Here is a 15115-nt window from a genome sequence, read left to right on the forward strand (position 1 = left end):
TGCTATGGAACTCCTATCCACCAATCTCTGTTTCGACGGCGAGCACCGTCGTTACCGGCACCACTCAGCGACGCTGGAATGCGACATGGAATTTGCGGTGTTCCTGCCGCCGCGGGCGGTGGCTCGGGAAACGCGCAAAGTACCAGTGCTGTACTGGCTTTCAGGTCTGACCTGCACCGACCAGAACTTCATGCAGAAGGCCGGGGCCATGAAACGGGCGGCGGAGCTGGGCCTTGCCATCGTCTGCCCCGACACCAGCCCTCGCGGCCTCAATCTCCCCGGAGAGGATGACGAATACGACTTCGGCACCGGCGCCGGGTTTTACATCAACGCCACGCAACAACCCTGGGCGCCCCATTACCGGATGTACGATTACGTGGTCAAGGAACTGCCACAGCTGGTTGAGAACGAGCTGCCGGTGACCGACCAGCGATCCGTCAGCGGCCACTCCATGGGCGGGCATGGTGCCTTGATTGCGGCCCTGAAAAACCCGGGTCGCTACGCCTCGGTCTCAGCCTTCGCGCCGATTGCCAATCCAACCGAGTGCCCCTGGGGCAGGAAAGCGTTTTCGGGGTACCTTGGAGAGGATGTGAAAGCCTGGGAGGAGTGGGACGCCACCCTGCTGATTCCAACGGCGCGGGAACGGTTACCGCTGCTGATTGACCAGGGAACCGCGGATGACTTTCTGGACACCCAGCTCAACCCGGATGCCCTCGCGGAGGCCTGCGAGACCTTCCATCATCACATCAATCTCCGTATGCATCGCGGCTACGACCACAGCTATTTCTTCATCGCCTCGTTTATCGACGATCATCTCGTCTACCACGCCGAGGCTCTGGGGCTTCGCTGATCGGGGGGCGGCGCGGATTCAGGTCCGGAAGCCCCAGATTCGACTGAAATCCATCGAGGGCATGATTTCGGGCTCTTCGAGAGCCCGAATATTGAACTCCAGAAGGCTGGTGTCCCGTTCAAAGGTGCCGTTGTAGCGATTGCCACGGGGGCCGAAGATGGCCTGCACGAACGGGCCGCGGGCGCGGAGCGGTCGGCTGGTAACCACTCCCACTTCATTGTTGTCGAGCCTCACCAGGATGCCGGGCGGATAGTCCCCCAATACCTGAAGCAGCGCCCTGGGAATGGCTGGGCGGAACTTGCCGTCGCCGAGCGTGGCGATGAGCCGGCGGGCGTCCGCCACGTTCATGCGGGCGCGATAGGCCCGTTTGGTAATCATGGCCACGTAACGCTCGGACAGTGCCAGAATTTCCGCTTCCGGGCGTATGTCGCTGCCGCTCAATCCCTGCGGATAGCCGGAGCCATCCGCCTGTTCGTGATGCTGGGCAATAATGGTATTCATCAGCTTGTTATTGATGCCGGCAGCCTGGAGGGCCTGGATGCTGCGTTGCGGATGTTTCTGAATCACGTTGCGTTGATCGTCGGTCAACAACTTGTTGGAGGCATTCAGTTGATCGGCAACCGGCACCAGCGCGAGGTTGGCGGTAAGAGCAGCGGCGGTGAGCACGCTGATGCGTTTTTCCTCCAGTCCGAACTGGCGCGCGACGAACTGGCTGAGGATGGCATAGAACAGCGTTTGTTCGAGGATGTTCGGGCCGATGGAATAGAGGTGAACCAGTGCAAGGCTGGCATCGGGCGCCTCGGAGCAGGTCTGTTCAATCATCCGCGAAAGTCCCATCAGCTGCTTCTGGGCTGAGGGATCGCCTTCTGTTATGGCGTTGAGCGTGGTTTCCAGCGCATGAAGCAGGTCGGGATAATCGGCAAACGGATTTCGTTCGCGAGCATCCTCGAAGATCTCCTCGTGGGGACGTTCGATCTTCCTCGGCTCGAACCGGCCTCGCTCGAACAGTTGTTCCAGCTGGGAATTGGTCTGAATCACGTAGCCCTGGCGCAGCAATACGTTGCCGTCGGCGTCGTAGACGTTCCACGGCAGGGGGCGGCCCAGCTCAAGAGCGCCGGGTGCGATTCGGACAAGATTGCGCAAGATCGAGTGTCCTGTTGACAGAGTTAACAGTGTACGAGTGTACCCCCGAACGGGCTTCGGCCTCTATATCTCCTTGATGCAGGAGGCTTCTTTTGCCCGATTTGCCAGTGCAAAGGGCGGCAGCGGGTTTAAGGACTGAGCAGTGGTTCACGTTTTGTGACGGTGCGTCACCGATTTGTAAAATCTCGTGCTGGCATAGGGAACCTTCCCGAGCCTTGAGCTAAGCTACCGAGCTAAACAACCCTATCATCGGTTCTCATACCTGATGTTTTACCGCCTCAAGACGGATTTCCGCCTCTCGATTATCACGCTGCTCGGTGCCAGTGCCATTCTGGGCATCACACCGTTTGCGGTATTTCGATTCGTGCAGGGCAATCTTCTGGCCGCGCTGGTCGACGTCACTATCCTGGCGGGGATTATCGTCAGCGTAACCTACGCCTGGCTGACCGGCCGAACTGAACGCAGTGGGCTGTTCCTGGCGGTGATGACCTCCTCCAGTGCTGTGGTGGTGGGGGCAGTAACCGGCGAGCCAGGTCTGTTCTGGGTATTTCCCTGTCTGGTCACCAGTTTCTTTCTGGCGCGTCCGCGTCTGGCCATCATCATCAACATCGGCGCCATCCTTGCCCTGATGGTCCAGGTCGATATCTTCCGGTCGGCGGTTCAGATGTGGTCGTTCGCGGCGGGCGCGGTGGTCGTCAGTGCCTGTGCCTACGTTTTTGCCCACCGGAATGAAAGCCAGCGTGAACGACTGGAGCACCTGGCCACCATTGACCCGCTGACCGGTGTCCGCAACCGGCGTTCCATGGATCAGGAACTGGCTCTCGCGGTCGCCAGCGCCGACCGCACTGGCCTGCCCTACGCGGTGGCCCTGCTGGATCTCGATCACTTCAAGAAAATCAACGACGAGTACGGTCACAGCGTCGGTGATGAAGTGCTTGTGGATATGGTCGCCCTGACCCGGCAGAACACCCGGCGAACGGATCACCTGTTTCGCTACGGCGGTGAAGAGTTCGTGCTGTTGTTACCGGGTACCCATGGCGCCGGGCTGAAAACGGCATTGAACAATCTGCAACAGATTCTCCGGAAACACCTCAAACACCCCGGCGGCCCGGTCACCGCGTCGTTCGGTGTCGCCCAGCTCGCGCACGGAGAGAGTGTCGATAGTTGGCTGGCCCGCGCCGACGCCGCCCTGTACCAGGCAAAAGCCTCCGGTCGCGATTGCATCATTTATGCGGATCCGGACCCGGAGCAAAGCGAAACAGCCTCCAGCCAAGAAGAATGCTCGCTGACGTAAGCCCTCCGGTCAGCCCCACCCAGAAGCCGGCAGCTCCCATTGCTGGCCGGATCACGTCGGTAAAGGTGAGCAGATAGCCCAGCGGCAGCCCCAGGCCCCAGAACGAAAACAGCATGATGAACATGGGGGTCCGGGTGTCCTTGTAACCCCGAAGGGCACTGATGCAGGTCACCTGGATTACGTCCGCAATCTGGAACAGGGCGGCAAACAGGAGCAGCCGGATGGTGACCTGTTGCACCTCGACTTCGCTGGTGTATAGCGCCGCGATGCCCTCGGTAAATACCCAGAGCAGCACGGCGAAGACCAGTGCGGTGGCTGCCGCCAGGATCAAAGAGCTGCGGGAAATCAGCCGGGCGGTGTCGGGTGTGCCGGCGCCCATGAGAAAACTCACTCGCAAGGTCAGCGCCATGCCAATGCTCAGGGGCAGCATGAACAGCAGCGACACCACGTTCAGGGCGATCTGGTGGCCGGCGACGACGACCGGTCCCAGAGGTGCCAGAAACAGGGCAATGACCGAAAACATGCTGGCTTCGACAAAAATCGTGAAGCCGATGGGCACACCGAGCTTCAGGATATAGACCAGGCCGGCCAGCTCCGGTTTTACCCAATCGGCGAGCAGGTGGAACCGGCGATAGGCGGCGCTGCGATTGAGGTACACCAGCAGTGCAACGGCGGCGACGCCGTTGGACAGGGAGGTGGCCCAGCCGCAGCCAATGCCGCCCATTGCCGGTAGCCCCAGCTTGCCGTAGATGAAAATGTAGTTGAGCGGCAGGTTGATCAGGGTGCTCAGGACGGAGAAGGCCATGATCACCCGGGTATGGCCAAGTCCGTCGGTCAGCCCCCGCAGGGCGGTCATCATCAGCATGGCGGGCACGCCCCAGGCAAAGGCATCCAGGTAGCCCTGGGTAATGCCGGCGGTGTGGACTTCCAGGTTCAGCAGGGCCAGCACCGGGTGCACGTGGGTCAGCAAGAGGATCATTACCACCGACCCGGCGGCCGCCAGGTACAACCCCTGCCAGGTGGCCGGCATGATCCGGTCCAGCGTTCGGGCGCCGTTGTAGCCGGAGATGATCGGCTGCAGGGCTCCGAGCAGCCCCATGAAGAACAGGAACAGTGGCATCCACAGGCTGCTGCCAATGCCCACGGCCGCCAGGTCCTCGGCGCTGGCATGGCCGGCCATAACAGTATCGATCACGCCGTTGGCCATCTGCGCAACCTGGGCAATCAGGATGGGGCCGCCGAGCATCGCCAGGGTTCGCCATTCGCCCAAGGTCTGGTGCACCAGCGGCTGGCGGGGTTCCGGTAGGGGCTGGTGGGTTTCGTCCATAGCGTGGCAGGTCCGGGTGTCCGTTCATGATATTGGCGTTCCCTGCCACGAGCAGGCAGGGCAGGCATGGTAACCCATTCGTGCCGGGTGCGGGCATCGGGGTTTCTGCGTCTGGCCCTGTCCCCGCCTGAAAATTCCGCGCAAAACGGGTAAAGTACGCGCCTCGGTTTTCAAGGGTGGCTGTCACGATGGGATTACTGGTTTTTGTTACGGTTCTGTGGGCATTCTCGTTCAGCCTGATCGGCGAGTTTCTGGCCGGCCAGGTGGACAGTGATTTCGCGGTACTCAGCCGGGTCCTGCTGGGTGCCTTGGTGTTCCTGCCATTTACCCGTTGGCGGGGTGTACCCTCCGGCATGAAACTGGGCATCCTGGTGACCGGCATGCTGCAGTTCGGAATCACCTACCTCTGCCTGTACCGGTCGTTCGGTTATCTGACGGTGCCGGAAGTCCTGCTGTTTACCATCTTCACACCGCTTTACGTGACGCTGATTGATGATGCCCTGTTCCGGCGCTTTTCACCGGTCGCACTGGTGGCCGCGGGCATCGCGACCCTGGGCGCGGGCATCATTCGTTACGACGGGCTCAGCGAGGATTTCATCACCGGTTTCCTGTTGTTGCAGGTCGCGAACTTCACCTTTGCTGCCGGTCAGGTGGGGTACAAGCACATCATGCGGCACTATCCCCTGGAGCTGCCCGCGTTCCGCACCTTTGGCTATTTCTTTATCGGTGCGTTGCTCATTGCGCTGCCGTCGTTCCTGATTTTCGGCAATGCCGAGCGCCTGCCGTCCACCTCCCTGCAATGGGGCATTCTGGCCTGGCTGGGCCTGGCCGCTTCGGGGCTTGGCCTGTTCCTGTGGAACCGGGGTGCCTGCTATGTGGACGCCGGTACCCTGGCGATCATGAACAACGCGCTGGTGCCCGCCGGTTTGCTCGTCAACCTGCTGATCTGGAACCGGGATGCCGATCTGATGCGCCTGGCCATCGGAGGCGGCGTGATCGCCTTTTCGCTGTGGGTCAACGCCCGCTTCCATCCCCGCGCCCGCCTCGTGGCGACAGCGTAGGTATTTGCTCGTACTAAGGTCTTTGACGGTCTTGCCGATATCGACCGGATTACAGGATCGTGCCTGATAACTACAATGGGTAGCATGGGCATGGTTACCTGCGGTCCGTCGTTTCGTTTTCAGATCCGAATCAAAGAGCAGCGACCACCTCAGTGACATGTCCCGGGGCCTGAAAGATCTGGTGGCACGCTTTATCAGCAAAAACGGCTAGTTAGCTTTTCGTGCTCCGGCACGGCGTCGGGCACCTTCCGTCCGATGCCGTGCCGACGCTGGAATCGCGCCGCCAGTGCTGGCAGAATCGCGCTCCAACAGTCCGGGCATGGCCCGGGCGTTCGTCGTCGTTTTCTATTCCTCAGCCACACGCACAGGAAGCAATCATGACTCAGTCCACTTCGGCTTCGGGCAATGGCGCAGCGGCTTCTCGCGGTCTCTGGTCATCCCGGTTGGCCTTCATCCTGGCCGCGACCGGTTCTGCCGTCGGCCTCGGCAATATCTGGAAGTTCCCCTACGTAACCGGTGAGAACGGTGGCGGTGCCTTCGTACTGGTGTACCTGCTGTGTATCGCCGTGATCGGTATTCCGATCATGATGGCGGAAGTCTTCATTGGTCGTAACGGCCGGCACAACCCGATCACCAGCATGCGTCTGGTGGCCGAGCGCAACCTGAAATCGCCTCTGTGGCGGGCCTCGGCGATTGTCGGCATGATCGCCGCGTTCGTCATTCTGTCGTTCTATTCGGTGATCGGTGGCTGGTCGGCGTCCTACATTGAGCACGCGGCCATGGGCGACTTCACCGGGGGTACCGCGGAATCCATCGGTGATCTGTTCGGCGGTTTGCTGGCGAGCCCCGTCCAGTTACTGATCTGGCACACCATCTTCATGGCTCTGGTGGTTCTGGTGGTTTCCCGAGGCCTCAAGGGTGGCCTGGAACGAGCCGCCACGATCCTGATGCCGGCCCTGTTCATTCTGCTGCTGGCTGCGGTAGGTTACGCCACCACCACCGGCCATTTCGGTGAAGCCGTCAGCTTCCTGTTCACCCCGGACTTCGGTGCCCTGTCGATCAGTGGTGTGCTGATTGCCCTGGGACATGCCTTTTTCACCCTGAGTCTGGGCATGGCGATCATGATGGCCTACGGGTCCTACCTGGGCCGGGATGTTTCCATCGCCCGTACCGCGATCAGCGTGGCGATCATGGACACGGTGGTGGCATTGCTGGCCGGGCTGGCGATTTTCCCGGTGGTGTTTGCCAACGGCCTGGAAGCCGGTGCGGGTCCTGGACTGATTTTCCAGACCCTGCCGCTGGCATTCGGCAACATGCCCCTGGGCGGTCTCTTCGGCACCCTGTTCTTTGTTCTGCTGCTGTTCGCCGCCTGGACGTCCGGCATTTCCCTGCTGGAACCCGTGGTCGAGTGGGTGGAAGAGAGAAGCAGCCTGGGTCGTTCCGCTAGTGCCATTCTGGTGGGGGTGTTGTGCTGGGCGCTGGGCATCGCCTCGATCCTTTCGCTGAACGTCTGGTCGGACTTTGCACCGCTGGGTATGTTTGAGCGGTTTGACGGCAAGACCATCTTCGATCTGCTCGACTATGTGACTGCCAATATCATGCTGCCACTGTCAGGCTTGCTGACCGCGGTCTTTGTCGGCTGGTTTGTGGCCAGGGAGTCCCTGAAGCTGGACCTGGCTCTGGAAGGAGGCGCGTTCACCCTCTGGTACAACCTGATCCGCTTCGTCACCCCGGTTGCGGTCGTCATCGTGTTTGCCTATAACCTGATGGCCTGATCCGGCGGCAATTGTCGTCAGACCGAAAACCCGGCTCCTCGTGAGCCGGGTTTTTTTGTGCCGGGAGGCCTACTCGGGCTGCGAGAACGACCTCAGGATATCGAGGTGCGGGCGGACCGCTTCAACGTCTTCCTGAGGCGCATCCTTGGCGCTCTCCATGGCTCTCATGGCGTTCTCCATCATGGCCCGCATCTGCGCTTTCTGGGCCTCGGTCAGGTGGGGGCTGTTCTCGATCTCCGCCAGGGCCGAAGCCATTTCCTGCCGGGCCTCCGGGTTTTGCCGTTCCAGTTCAATCGCCATCCACGCGCGGTAGATCCGGTCACCCGTGGCGCCCCATTCCTCAAGATCGCTGAAGCCGTGGTCCTGGGCAATATCTTCCAGGCGTCCATAGGCCGGCTGGCCTTCCATCGAGGACAGGGTGTCGGAAAAGATGTGGGCGAAATCCGGCATCTCGGATTCCTGGTCGGTGGCCATCTCATCGGCGAGTGCTTCGAACTCGGGTTCCAGGGACTCCGCGGCTTTCATGGTGTCAACGAACGAGCGGATGGTCTGTTCTGTCAGGTCGCGGGCCTGGGCAGGCAGGGAAGCCAGGGCCAGAACAGCAATCAGTAACGGGGTCAGCAGGTGGGCCAGCGGGTTCTGGTGGTCGGGGTAGGGTTGAATCATGGGTACTCTCCTTGTTGATCGGCCCCGGTTCCTTGAGTCCGGGGCCGTGATCTGAGAGTAATGCGTAGTTCGGAAATCTGCCACCCACAGGGGGCCGGGGTGGCAGATTCAGACCGTCAGAAGAACAGATCTGGTAACCAAGTCGCGATCTCCGGGAACACCATGATCAGTCCAAGCCCGACGATTTCCACGATGACGAACGGAATGATCGACTTGTAGATGTCGGTCATGGTGATGCCGGGCGGCACGATGCCTTTCAGGTAAAACAGGTTGAATCCGAACGGCGGTGTCATGTAGCCGATTTCCATGTTGATCACGAACAGGATGCCGAACCAGATCGGATCGAAGCCCAGGTTCTCCACGATGGGCATGAACACCGGCAGGGTGATCAGCATGATGCCGACCGGATCCAGAACCATGGCCAGCAGGAACACGATCACCATCATCGCGATAATGATCCCCCAGGGCCCGCCAGGAATCATGTTCATCAGGCTTTCAATCAGTTCCTGCGCGCCCATGCTCTGATAGGCCGCACTGAACGCATGGGCGGCGAACAGAATCCACATGATCATGCCGGTGAGCTTGAAGGTGCGGATGGCCGCTTCCTGCATCACGCTCCACTTGAACTGGCGGTAAACCGCGGCGGAAATCAGCGCCCCGAGTACGCCCATGGCAGCCGCTTCGGTCGGTGTGGTGATGCCGCCGATGATGGAGCCAAGGACCATGATCACCACGCCGATTGGCAGGAGAACGGCCCGCAGGGCGCGCAATTTCTCCGGCCAGCTCGCGCGTTCCTCTTCCGGCAGTGCGGGTGCCAGTTCCGGCTGCAGGTGGCAGCGGACCAGGATATAGATGGCGGTGAGCACCATCAGCAGTATTCCGGGCATGATGCCGGCGGCGAACATCTGGCCGACCGACACACCGGTGATCAGGGCGTACAGGATCATCAGGATGCTGGGCGGTATCAGGATGCCCCAGCCACCGCCGGTGTTGATCACGCCCAGGGCCATGCTGCGGTCATAGCCGCGCTCCAGCATCGATGGCAGGGCGATCGTGCCCATGGCCACCACGGCCGCGCCACTGATGCCCACCATGGCGGCAAACACCGCGCAGATAATCAGGGTACCCAGCGCCAATCCGCCCCGGAGGCCGCCGCACCAGAGGTGCATCATGCGATACAGGTCCCGGGCTACCCCAGTGCGTTCCAGCACCATGGCCATGAACACGAACAGCGGGATTGCCACCAGCGTAAAGCTGCCCATGGTGCCCCAGATCTGGGAGGCCACCATATAGAAGGAGTCAAAGCCCCAGGTGAAATACAGGAACACCACGGAGACGCCACCAAGCACGAATGCCAGTGGCAGTCCCAGCAGCAGGAAAAACAGCAGGGCGCCAAAGAACAGCAGGGTTAGGACTTCAATGCTCACAGCTGTTCTCCTTCGGAATCACCCGCGTCCGGCGTGTAGTAATCCAGGTCGAACGCTACGGCTATGTCTTCCAGCAGCTTGACCAGCCCCTGCAGGACCAGCAGGCCGGTGCCCAGGGGGATGGCGAGCTTCACCGGCCAGATCGGCGGATTCCAGGCCGAGTAGGAGGTTTCCCAGCTGGACATGGATTCCTGGGCCATGTCGACCCCGAACCACAGCAGGGCCAGGGTAAAAATGAAGAACACCAGTGATGTGAACATATCCATGAGCGCCCGTTTGCGCGGCGCCAGGTGGGAATGCAGCAGGTCGACGTTCACGTGCCCGCGATGGGCCATGATGTAACCGCCGGACATCACCGCGTAGATTCCGAACAGCATCTGGGTCAGCTCGTTGGTCCAGACCGTGGGCGAGTTGAGCAGGTAGCGAAAGCCAACCTCCAGCAACAGAAACGCGAACATGGCGAAAATGAGGAGGGCTATCCATCGCCCGACGAAATCATTGAGACGGGTGACCCCTCTCATGAATGCGGTCAACACACCCATGGCTTTCTCCAGAAGGACGGTGATTTTTATCGGAGGCAAAAAAGCCGGAGACGCGATGCTCCGGCCTGGTTTGTGCCTGGTATGCGGGGCTTACAGGTAACCCAGCTCGGCCAGGTAGTCTTTCAGCATGGCCAGCGCCTTCTTGGCGTTGTCGCTGCGTTTGGCTTCCTCGTCCCACATTTTCTGGGCGGTTTGCACCAGCTTGTTCTGGACCTCGTCCGGCAGGACATTCACCTCGACACCCTGCTCGGCAATCGCCTTGGCCAGGGTGATGCGTTCCTTATACTGGTACTCGTTGGTGCGGATCCAGAACTGCTCCTGCAGTGTGTCCTTGACGATTTTCTGCATGTCTTCCGGCAGCTTGTCGAGCGCTTTCTGGCTGACAATGATCGCGTCGGTGCCGGCGATGTTGAGGGCGGGCTGCACGTGGTACTTGGCGACTTCGTAAAGACCCATGCTGAAGGCACCCTGGGACGCACCCCAATGGGCGCCGTCGACAATGCCGGAATCCAGCGCGGTGTAGAGCTCACCGCCCGGTATATAGGAAGCGGCCGCACCTGCTTCGGTCAGGAAGGTCTGCAGTGCGCCGGAAGAACGGATCTTCAGGCTGGTGAAATCGTCCCAGCTGGTGATCGGCTTCTTCACCACCATCTCGGTCGGGTATACCTTGTCGGTGGCCCAGTAGACACCATGCTCGGCAGCTTCGTCCCGAAGCATTTGCTCGAAGCCCAGGTTCTGGTGGAAGTAAGCGGCTTCCCAGACATTGCGGAATGCGAACGGCAGGCCGGAGGCAATGCCGGCGAGCGATATCTTGTCCTGGGCGTAGGCCGGGGAGATGGTGCCCATTTCGAGAATGCCACGGCTGACGGCGTTGAAGGTCTCCTTGGCCTTGAACAGGGCGCCGGCCTCATAGAGCTTCAGCTGCAGACGTCCATCGGTGCGCTCGTCCAGAACCCGCTGCAGTCGTTCGAGGCTGTCGGTATAGGAGCTGCTGGAACCCGGCCAGTGTGACTGGACCTTCCAGGTGTAGGTTTCCTGGGCAGCGGCCGGGCCGGCACTCAGGGCGGCCGAAATCCCCAGGGTCAGGGCCGACGCGTAAACGGTCAGGGTTTTGCGGGCATGTGCAAAAAGAGTCATGAGGGGCCTCATTCGTTGTTGTAATGATGTCTCTTGGTGTTTCACTGTGCAGAACTGTTAACTGCATGGTGAATTTGTGTTCTCTGAATCTATCACAAGATCGGTCGTTTGCAATAGGATGTTTGGGCACCACAACCGAAAACTGTGTCAGAAGGATAGCCCAATGATCGACGTTCAGCAGGCCGACGGTGTTCTCCACCTCGTGATTAACCGTCCGGAAAAGAAAAACGCGCTGACCCGGAGCATGTACGAGGCCCTGGCCCGCGCGGTGAGCGTTGCCAACGAGGATGAGCAGGTCAGTGCCATTGTCGTTTCCGGGGCCGGAGCGGTGTTTACCGCCGGCAACGATCTGGATGATTTCCGCGCCCGCGCCACCGATGACAACCCCAGGCCCTCGGCGGGACTGGCCTTTATCGAAACCCTGATGAATTGCGATACCCCGGTGATCGCCGCCGTTGAAGGCCTGGCCATCGGTATCGGTACCACCATGCTGCTGCATTGCGATTCGGTAATCTCGGCCCGGAGTGCAACCTTCAAGACCGCATTCGTCGATCTGGGCCTGGTGCCGGAGGCGGCCTCGACGGTGACCATGCCGCTGCACCTGGGGGCCCGACGGGCGGCGGACCTGTTATTGCTCGGTGAGGTGCTCAACGGTGACGAGGCCCGGGAGTGCGGACTGGTCAGCAAGGTGGTGGATGATGGCTGCGCCGTGCACGAGGCGCTCGCGCTGGCCCGGCGGCTGGCCGGCAAGCCGCGGGACGCCTTGCGGGCCAGCAAGCAACTGATGCGCGCGCCCTGGCGGGAACAGATCAAGGAAGCGCTGGAGCGGGAGCGGACGGTGTTTACCGAGCGGCTCCGGTCGGACGACTGCCGGGCGGCACTGGCCCGACTGGGCCGGCGCTGACTGTCAGTGTGCGTGCCTGTCCCAGTAGGGCGCGCGCAGCTCCCGCTTGAGCACTTTGCCGATGGTTGAACGCGGCAGGTCGTTCCGGAATTCAAGGGTGGCCAGGCGCTGGGACTTGCCCAGCCGTTCATTGGCCCAGTCGAGAATGTCGGCCACGCTGTCGGTGTACCCGGGGCGCCTTACCACCAGCCCCAGCGGTGTCTCGCCCCAGTGCTCGCTGGGAATCCCGATTACTGCGGCATCAGCCACGGCCGGATGGGCCAGGAGCACTTTCTCCAGATCCACCGCGTAGATGTTGAACCCCCCGGAAATGATCATGTCCTTGCGACGGTCAAGAATGTAGACGAAGCCGTCCTCGTCAATGCGTCCCATGTCGCCGCTGCGGTAGAAAATCTCGCCTTTCGGGCTGGTCCACAGCATCTCCTCCGTCTGTTCGGGCCGGTTGATATAGCCGCGCATCATCGAGATGGCGCGCCCGACAATCTCGCCAATCTCGCCCTGCCCCAGTTCCCGGCCGGCCTCGTCAATCACTCGTACCTCGGCGCCTTCGGTGGGCGTTCCTACCGACTCCCACTTGTCCGGATGGGCGGCACAGTCCAGACAGGTGGAAATGCCGCCCTCGGTCAGGCCATAGACTTCCCGGATGTTACCGGGCCAGCGCGCCATGGCGTCGGCGATTACCTCGGCCCGTAAGGGCGCACTGGTGCAGAGCTTCAAGCTGTAGCTGGACAGGTCAAACCGGTCGAAATCCGGTTCCGCCAGGATGCGCTGATACTGGACCGGGACCAGCATGGCGTGGGTGACCCGGTGCTGCTCCGACAGCTCCAGGAACCGATGCGCGTTGAATTTCGCCATCAGGACCAGGGTGCCGCCGTAGAAGAGGGTCGGCAAAACCGACACCAGGGTGGTGTTCGAGTACAGCGGGGTGGAAACCAGGTTGATGGCATCGCCGTCCAGACCGAACCGGCTCATGCGCAGGATCTGGCGCTGGCGAAAACGGTAGTCGTGCAGGATCCCCTTGGGCGTGCCGGTGGTGCCGGAGCTGTAAATAATGTTGAAGGGGGCATCGAGGGTGACGGCGGCTGGTGCGGGGGTGGCAGAAACGCCGTCAAGCCAGTCCGGCAGACAGGCACCGATTCCGTCCCCGTTTCCCCGGAGCGCGAGGATGCGGCTGTCGTCCAGGGTTGTCAGTTGCGACCGCAACGTTGACAGCAGCTCGGCATTTTTCGGCGACACAAACAGGAAGCGCGCTTCACAGTCCTCCAGCATCAGGGCCAGCGCGTTTGCACTGGCCATGCCGGACAGCGGCACCATGCACCCACCGGCAACCAGGGTGCCCAGGTACAGCGCGACGTAGTCTGCACTGTTTTCGGACACGGCAGCGACGGCCTCGCCCGGTTCCAGGCCGGCCTCCCGGAGGCGGTTGGCAATCCGGTTGACCCGGTCAATCAGGGCGCCCCAGCTGACGGTCCCCTCCTCGTCGATGAGTGCCGGCTGGTCTGCCCGTTGACTGGCGTGCTGCTGGATCTGGTGTCCGATGGGGTTCAGGGGTTCGCCGGCCTCCACGGGTGCGAAGACGGGCATCGATTGCATGTTGTTTTTCATTTTGCGACGCTCCGGTGCTATGGTGTTTTGACTAGTGAAACTATCTTTCGAATATATTGACTCAAAACCGGAAGGCGTGACAAATTATTGCGACAGTAATAGCCGCCGGGACAACAAGAATCCAGAAATATGAGGAGCAAGTGGCATGGCGCGTTTTGAAAACCGGACTGCCATCGTAACCGGTGCCGGCAGCGGTATCGGCCGGGCGACGGCCCTGCGCCTGGCCCGTGAGGGGGCCCGGGTGGTGATGGCGGATACCTCCGAATCGGGACTGGTTGAAACGGAAAACAGTATGCCCGAGGGCTCGAAGCACCTGCGCCGTGTGGTGGACGTGGCCAACGAAGCCGAAGTGGAAGCCCTGGTCGAGGAAACCCTGGCGAGCTTCGGCAAGATTGATGTCCTGTGCAACATCGCCGGCATCGCCAGCACCACAGGCAAGCATCCGCCGGTCACCGGTAACCTGCGCGAGGAGTGGGACAAGGTCCTGTCGGTAAACCTGGTGGGTACCATGCTCCTGATCAAGCACGTGGCGCCGCACATGCAGGCCCGCAAGCTGGGTTCGATCGTCAATACGGCGTCGGTGGCAGGTATTCGTTCCGGCGCCGGCGGCAACGCCTACAGTGCCTCCAAGGCAGGTGTGATCAACCTCACCATGACCGCGGCCTGCGATTTGGGCAGCGACAATGTCCGGGTGAACGCGGTCTGCCCGGGCCTGGTCGAAAGTGGCATGACCCGGGCGGTATTCGATTACGCTCGCGCCAACGAGAAAGCCCACAAGCTGGGCTCCCGCTGCGAACTGCGTCGCTACGGCGACCCCGAGGAAATTGCGGCCGCCATCCTGTTTCTGGCCAGTGACGATGCCAGTTACATCACCGGCCAGGCATTGGCGGTGGATGGTGGCAACACCGCTTCACTTAACCTGCCGGGGATGAAAGTCTGATGGGCGATCAAGATTCCGAGTTCCTCCATGGCGCCGAGCTGTCGGGCTTCCACAGCCTGCTGGGTTATCAACAGGCGGAATGGGTCGAGGGCGAGGCGGTCATTGCGCTGGAACTCCAGCCCAGGCACCTGAACCTCGCCGGTGTGATTCACGGTGGCGTGCTGACCTCGCTGCTGGACATCGCCATGGCACAGGCCGGCACCTATTGCCCCTATCCCGGTCGAATGCGCAAGGCCATCACCCTGTCTCTGACCACCACGTTCACCGGCCAGTGTTCGGGCGGAACCATCCGCGTGACTGGCCGCAAGCGTGCCGGTGGTTCCCGGATTTTCAACAGCACCGGTGAAGTCCACGATGACCAGGGCAACCTGCTGGCCATTGCCGAAGGCACCTTCCGGATCCGGTCTGGCAGCGACAAGCCGGAAGGCGTCCCGATCTGAATTT

The 15115-nt window shown here is 61.3% G+C and carries 14 protein-coding genes; 7 read left to right on the forward strand and 7 right to left on the reverse strand.

Annotation, left to right across the window (positions count from 1 at the left end; translation table 11 throughout):
• Positions 1-4 precede the first annotated feature (4 nt).
• On the forward strand, positions 5-850 hold the full coding sequence (gene fghA, locus K0B93_RS13240; RefSeq protein ID WP_219867652.1) for an S-formylglutathione hydrolase: 846 nt from the start codon (positions 5-7) through the stop codon (positions 848-850).
• Positions 851-868: 18 nt separating this feature from the next.
• Here fghA and K0B93_RS13245 read toward each other — a convergent pair whose 3' ends face one another.
• Positions 869-1993, reverse strand: a complete 1125-nt coding sequence (locus K0B93_RS13245) for an HD-GYP domain-containing protein (RefSeq protein ID WP_219867653.1) — start codon at positions 1991-1993, stop codon at positions 869-871.
• Between the two features lie 265 nt (positions 1994-2258).
• On the opposite strand from K0B93_RS13245, the gene K0B93_RS13250 reads away from it, so the two are divergent.
• A complete protein-coding gene (locus K0B93_RS13250; RefSeq protein WP_219867654.1) occupies positions 2259-3287 on the forward strand; it encodes a GGDEF domain-containing protein in 1029 nt (342 codons plus the stop codon).
• Here K0B93_RS13250 and K0B93_RS13255 read toward each other — a convergent pair.
• Entirely contained in the window at positions 3217-4614 is a 1398-nt protein-coding gene (locus tag K0B93_RS13255) for an MATE family efflux transporter (protein WP_219867655.1), read from the reverse strand. The two genes, K0B93_RS13250 and K0B93_RS13255, sit on opposite strands and share 71 nt — an antisense overlap.
• Positions 4615-4802: 188 nt before the next feature.
• Here K0B93_RS13255 and K0B93_RS13260 point away from each other — a divergent pair, with 188 nt between their 5' ends.
• Both K0B93_RS13260 and K0B93_RS13265 read left to right on the forward strand, forming a co-directional pair.
• Complete coding sequence (locus K0B93_RS13260; protein WP_219867656.1) at positions 4803-5675, forward strand: carboxylate/amino acid/amine transporter; 873 nt, start codon at positions 4803-4805, stop codon at positions 5673-5675.
• A gap of 377 nt (positions 5676-6052) precedes the next feature.
• Positions 6053-7450 carry a sodium-dependent transporter gene (locus K0B93_RS13265; RefSeq protein WP_219867657.1) on the forward strand — a complete coding sequence of 466 codons (1398 nt, stop codon included), beginning with the start codon at positions 6053-6055 and terminating at the stop codon, positions 7448-7450.
• 69 nt (positions 7451-7519) lie between these two features.
• Here K0B93_RS13265 and K0B93_RS13270 read toward each other — a convergent pair whose 3' ends face one another.
• The 4 genes from K0B93_RS13270 to dctP all read right to left on the reverse strand — a co-directional run bounded on the left by K0B93_RS13270 (position 7520) and on the right by dctP (position 11222).
• On the reverse strand, positions 7520-8116 hold the full coding sequence (locus tag K0B93_RS13270; protein WP_219867658.1) for a hypothetical protein: 597 nt from the start codon (positions 8114-8116) through the stop codon (positions 7520-7522).
• Positions 8117-8232: 116 nt separating this feature from the next.
• Positions 8233-9543: a TRAP transporter large permease gene (locus tag K0B93_RS13275; RefSeq protein ID WP_219867659.1), complete on the reverse strand. Its 1311-nt coding sequence runs from the start codon at positions 9541-9543 to the stop codon at positions 8233-8235.
• Positions 9540-10085 (reverse strand): TRAP transporter small permease subunit, encoded by a 546-nt coding sequence (locus tag K0B93_RS13280; RefSeq protein WP_219867660.1) that lies wholly within the window; start codon positions 10083-10085, stop codon positions 9540-9542. The genes K0B93_RS13275 and K0B93_RS13280 overlap by 4 nt, the downstream gene beginning before the upstream one ends.
• A gap of 90 nt (positions 10086-10175) precedes the next feature.
• Positions 10176-11222, reverse strand: coding sequence for a TRAP transporter substrate-binding protein DctP (gene dctP / locus K0B93_RS13285; protein WP_219867661.1), 1047 nt, complete (start codon positions 11220-11222; stop codon positions 10176-10178).
• Positions 11223-11385: 163 nt separating this feature from the next.
• Between dctP and K0B93_RS13290 the strand changes: the two genes are divergently transcribed.
• Entirely contained in the window at positions 11386-12126 is a 741-nt protein-coding gene (locus K0B93_RS13290; protein WP_219867662.1) for an enoyl-CoA hydratase/isomerase family protein, read from the forward strand.
• Between the two features lie 3 nt (positions 12127-12129).
• On the opposite strand, the gene K0B93_RS13295 is transcribed toward K0B93_RS13290, so the two are convergent.
• Positions 12130-13731: a class I adenylate-forming enzyme family protein gene (locus K0B93_RS13295; protein WP_219867663.1), complete on the reverse strand. Its 1602-nt coding sequence runs from the start codon at positions 13729-13731 to the stop codon at positions 12130-12132.
• Between the two features lie 145 nt (positions 13732-13876).
• Here K0B93_RS13295 and K0B93_RS13300 point away from each other — a divergent pair, with 145 nt between their 5' ends.
• Together K0B93_RS13300 and K0B93_RS13305 are read left to right on the forward strand one after the other, a co-directional pair.
• Positions 13877-14671, forward strand: coding sequence for an SDR family NAD(P)-dependent oxidoreductase (locus K0B93_RS13300; RefSeq protein ID WP_219867664.1), 795 nt, complete (start codon positions 13877-13879; stop codon positions 14669-14671).
• Complete coding sequence (locus K0B93_RS13305; RefSeq protein ID WP_219867665.1) at positions 14671-15111, forward strand: PaaI family thioesterase; 441 nt, start codon at positions 14671-14673, stop codon at positions 15109-15111. Before K0B93_RS13300 ends, K0B93_RS13305 begins: the two co-directional genes overlap by 1 nt.
• Positions 15112-15115: the final 4 nt, after the last annotated feature.

Origin of the sequence: Marinobacter sp. F4218, assembly GCF_019443085.1 — a bacterium.
GTDB lineage: Bacteria > Pseudomonadota > Gammaproteobacteria > Pseudomonadales > Oleiphilaceae > Marinobacter > Marinobacter albus.

What these genes read in the sequence shown, in the direction of transcription:
- K0B93_RS13290 (WP_219867662.1), top strand. Translation starts at nt 11,386, where the DNA reads ATGATCGACGTTCAGCAGGCCGACGGTGTTCTCCACCTCGTGATTAAC.
- K0B93_RS13300 (WP_219867664.1), top strand. Translation starts at nt 13,877, where the DNA reads ATGGCGCGTTTTGAAAACCGGACTGCCATCGTAACCGGTGCCGGCAGC.
- K0B93_RS13305 (WP_219867665.1), top strand. Translation starts at nt 14,671, where the DNA reads ATGGGCGATCAAGATTCCGAGTTCCTCCATGGCGCCGAGCTGTCGGGC.
- K0B93_RS13265 (WP_219867657.1), top strand. Translation starts at nt 6,053, where the DNA reads ATGACTCAGTCCACTTCGGCTTCGGGCAATGGCGCAGCGGCTTCTCGC.
- fghA (WP_219867652.1), top strand. Translation starts at nt 5, where the DNA reads ATGGAACTCCTATCCACCAATCTCTGTTTCGACGGCGAGCACCGTCGT.
- K0B93_RS13260 (WP_219867656.1), top strand. Translation starts at nt 4,803, where the DNA reads ATGGGATTACTGGTTTTTGTTACGGTTCTGTGGGCATTCTCGTTCAGC.
- K0B93_RS13295 (WP_219867663.1), bottom strand. Translation starts at nt 13,731, where the DNA reads ATGAAAAACAACATGCAATCGATGCCCGTCTTCGCACCCGTGGAGGCC.
- dctP (WP_219867661.1), bottom strand. Translation starts at nt 11,222, where the DNA reads ATGACTCTTTTTGCACATGCCCGCAAAACCCTGACCGTTTACGCGTCG.
- K0B93_RS13255 (WP_219867655.1), bottom strand. Translation starts at nt 4,614, where the DNA reads ATGGACGAAACCCACCAGCCCCTACCGGAACCCCGCCAGCCGCTGGTG.
- K0B93_RS13270 (WP_219867658.1), bottom strand. Translation starts at nt 8,116, where the DNA reads ATGATTCAACCCTACCCCGACCACCAGAACCCGCTGGCCCACCTGCTG.
- K0B93_RS13280 (WP_219867660.1), bottom strand. Translation starts at nt 10,085, where the DNA reads ATGGGTGTGTTGACCGCATTCATGAGAGGGGTCACCCGTCTCAATGAT.
- K0B93_RS13250 (WP_219867654.1), top strand. Translation starts at nt 2,259, where the DNA reads ATGTTTTACCGCCTCAAGACGGATTTCCGCCTCTCGATTATCACGCTG.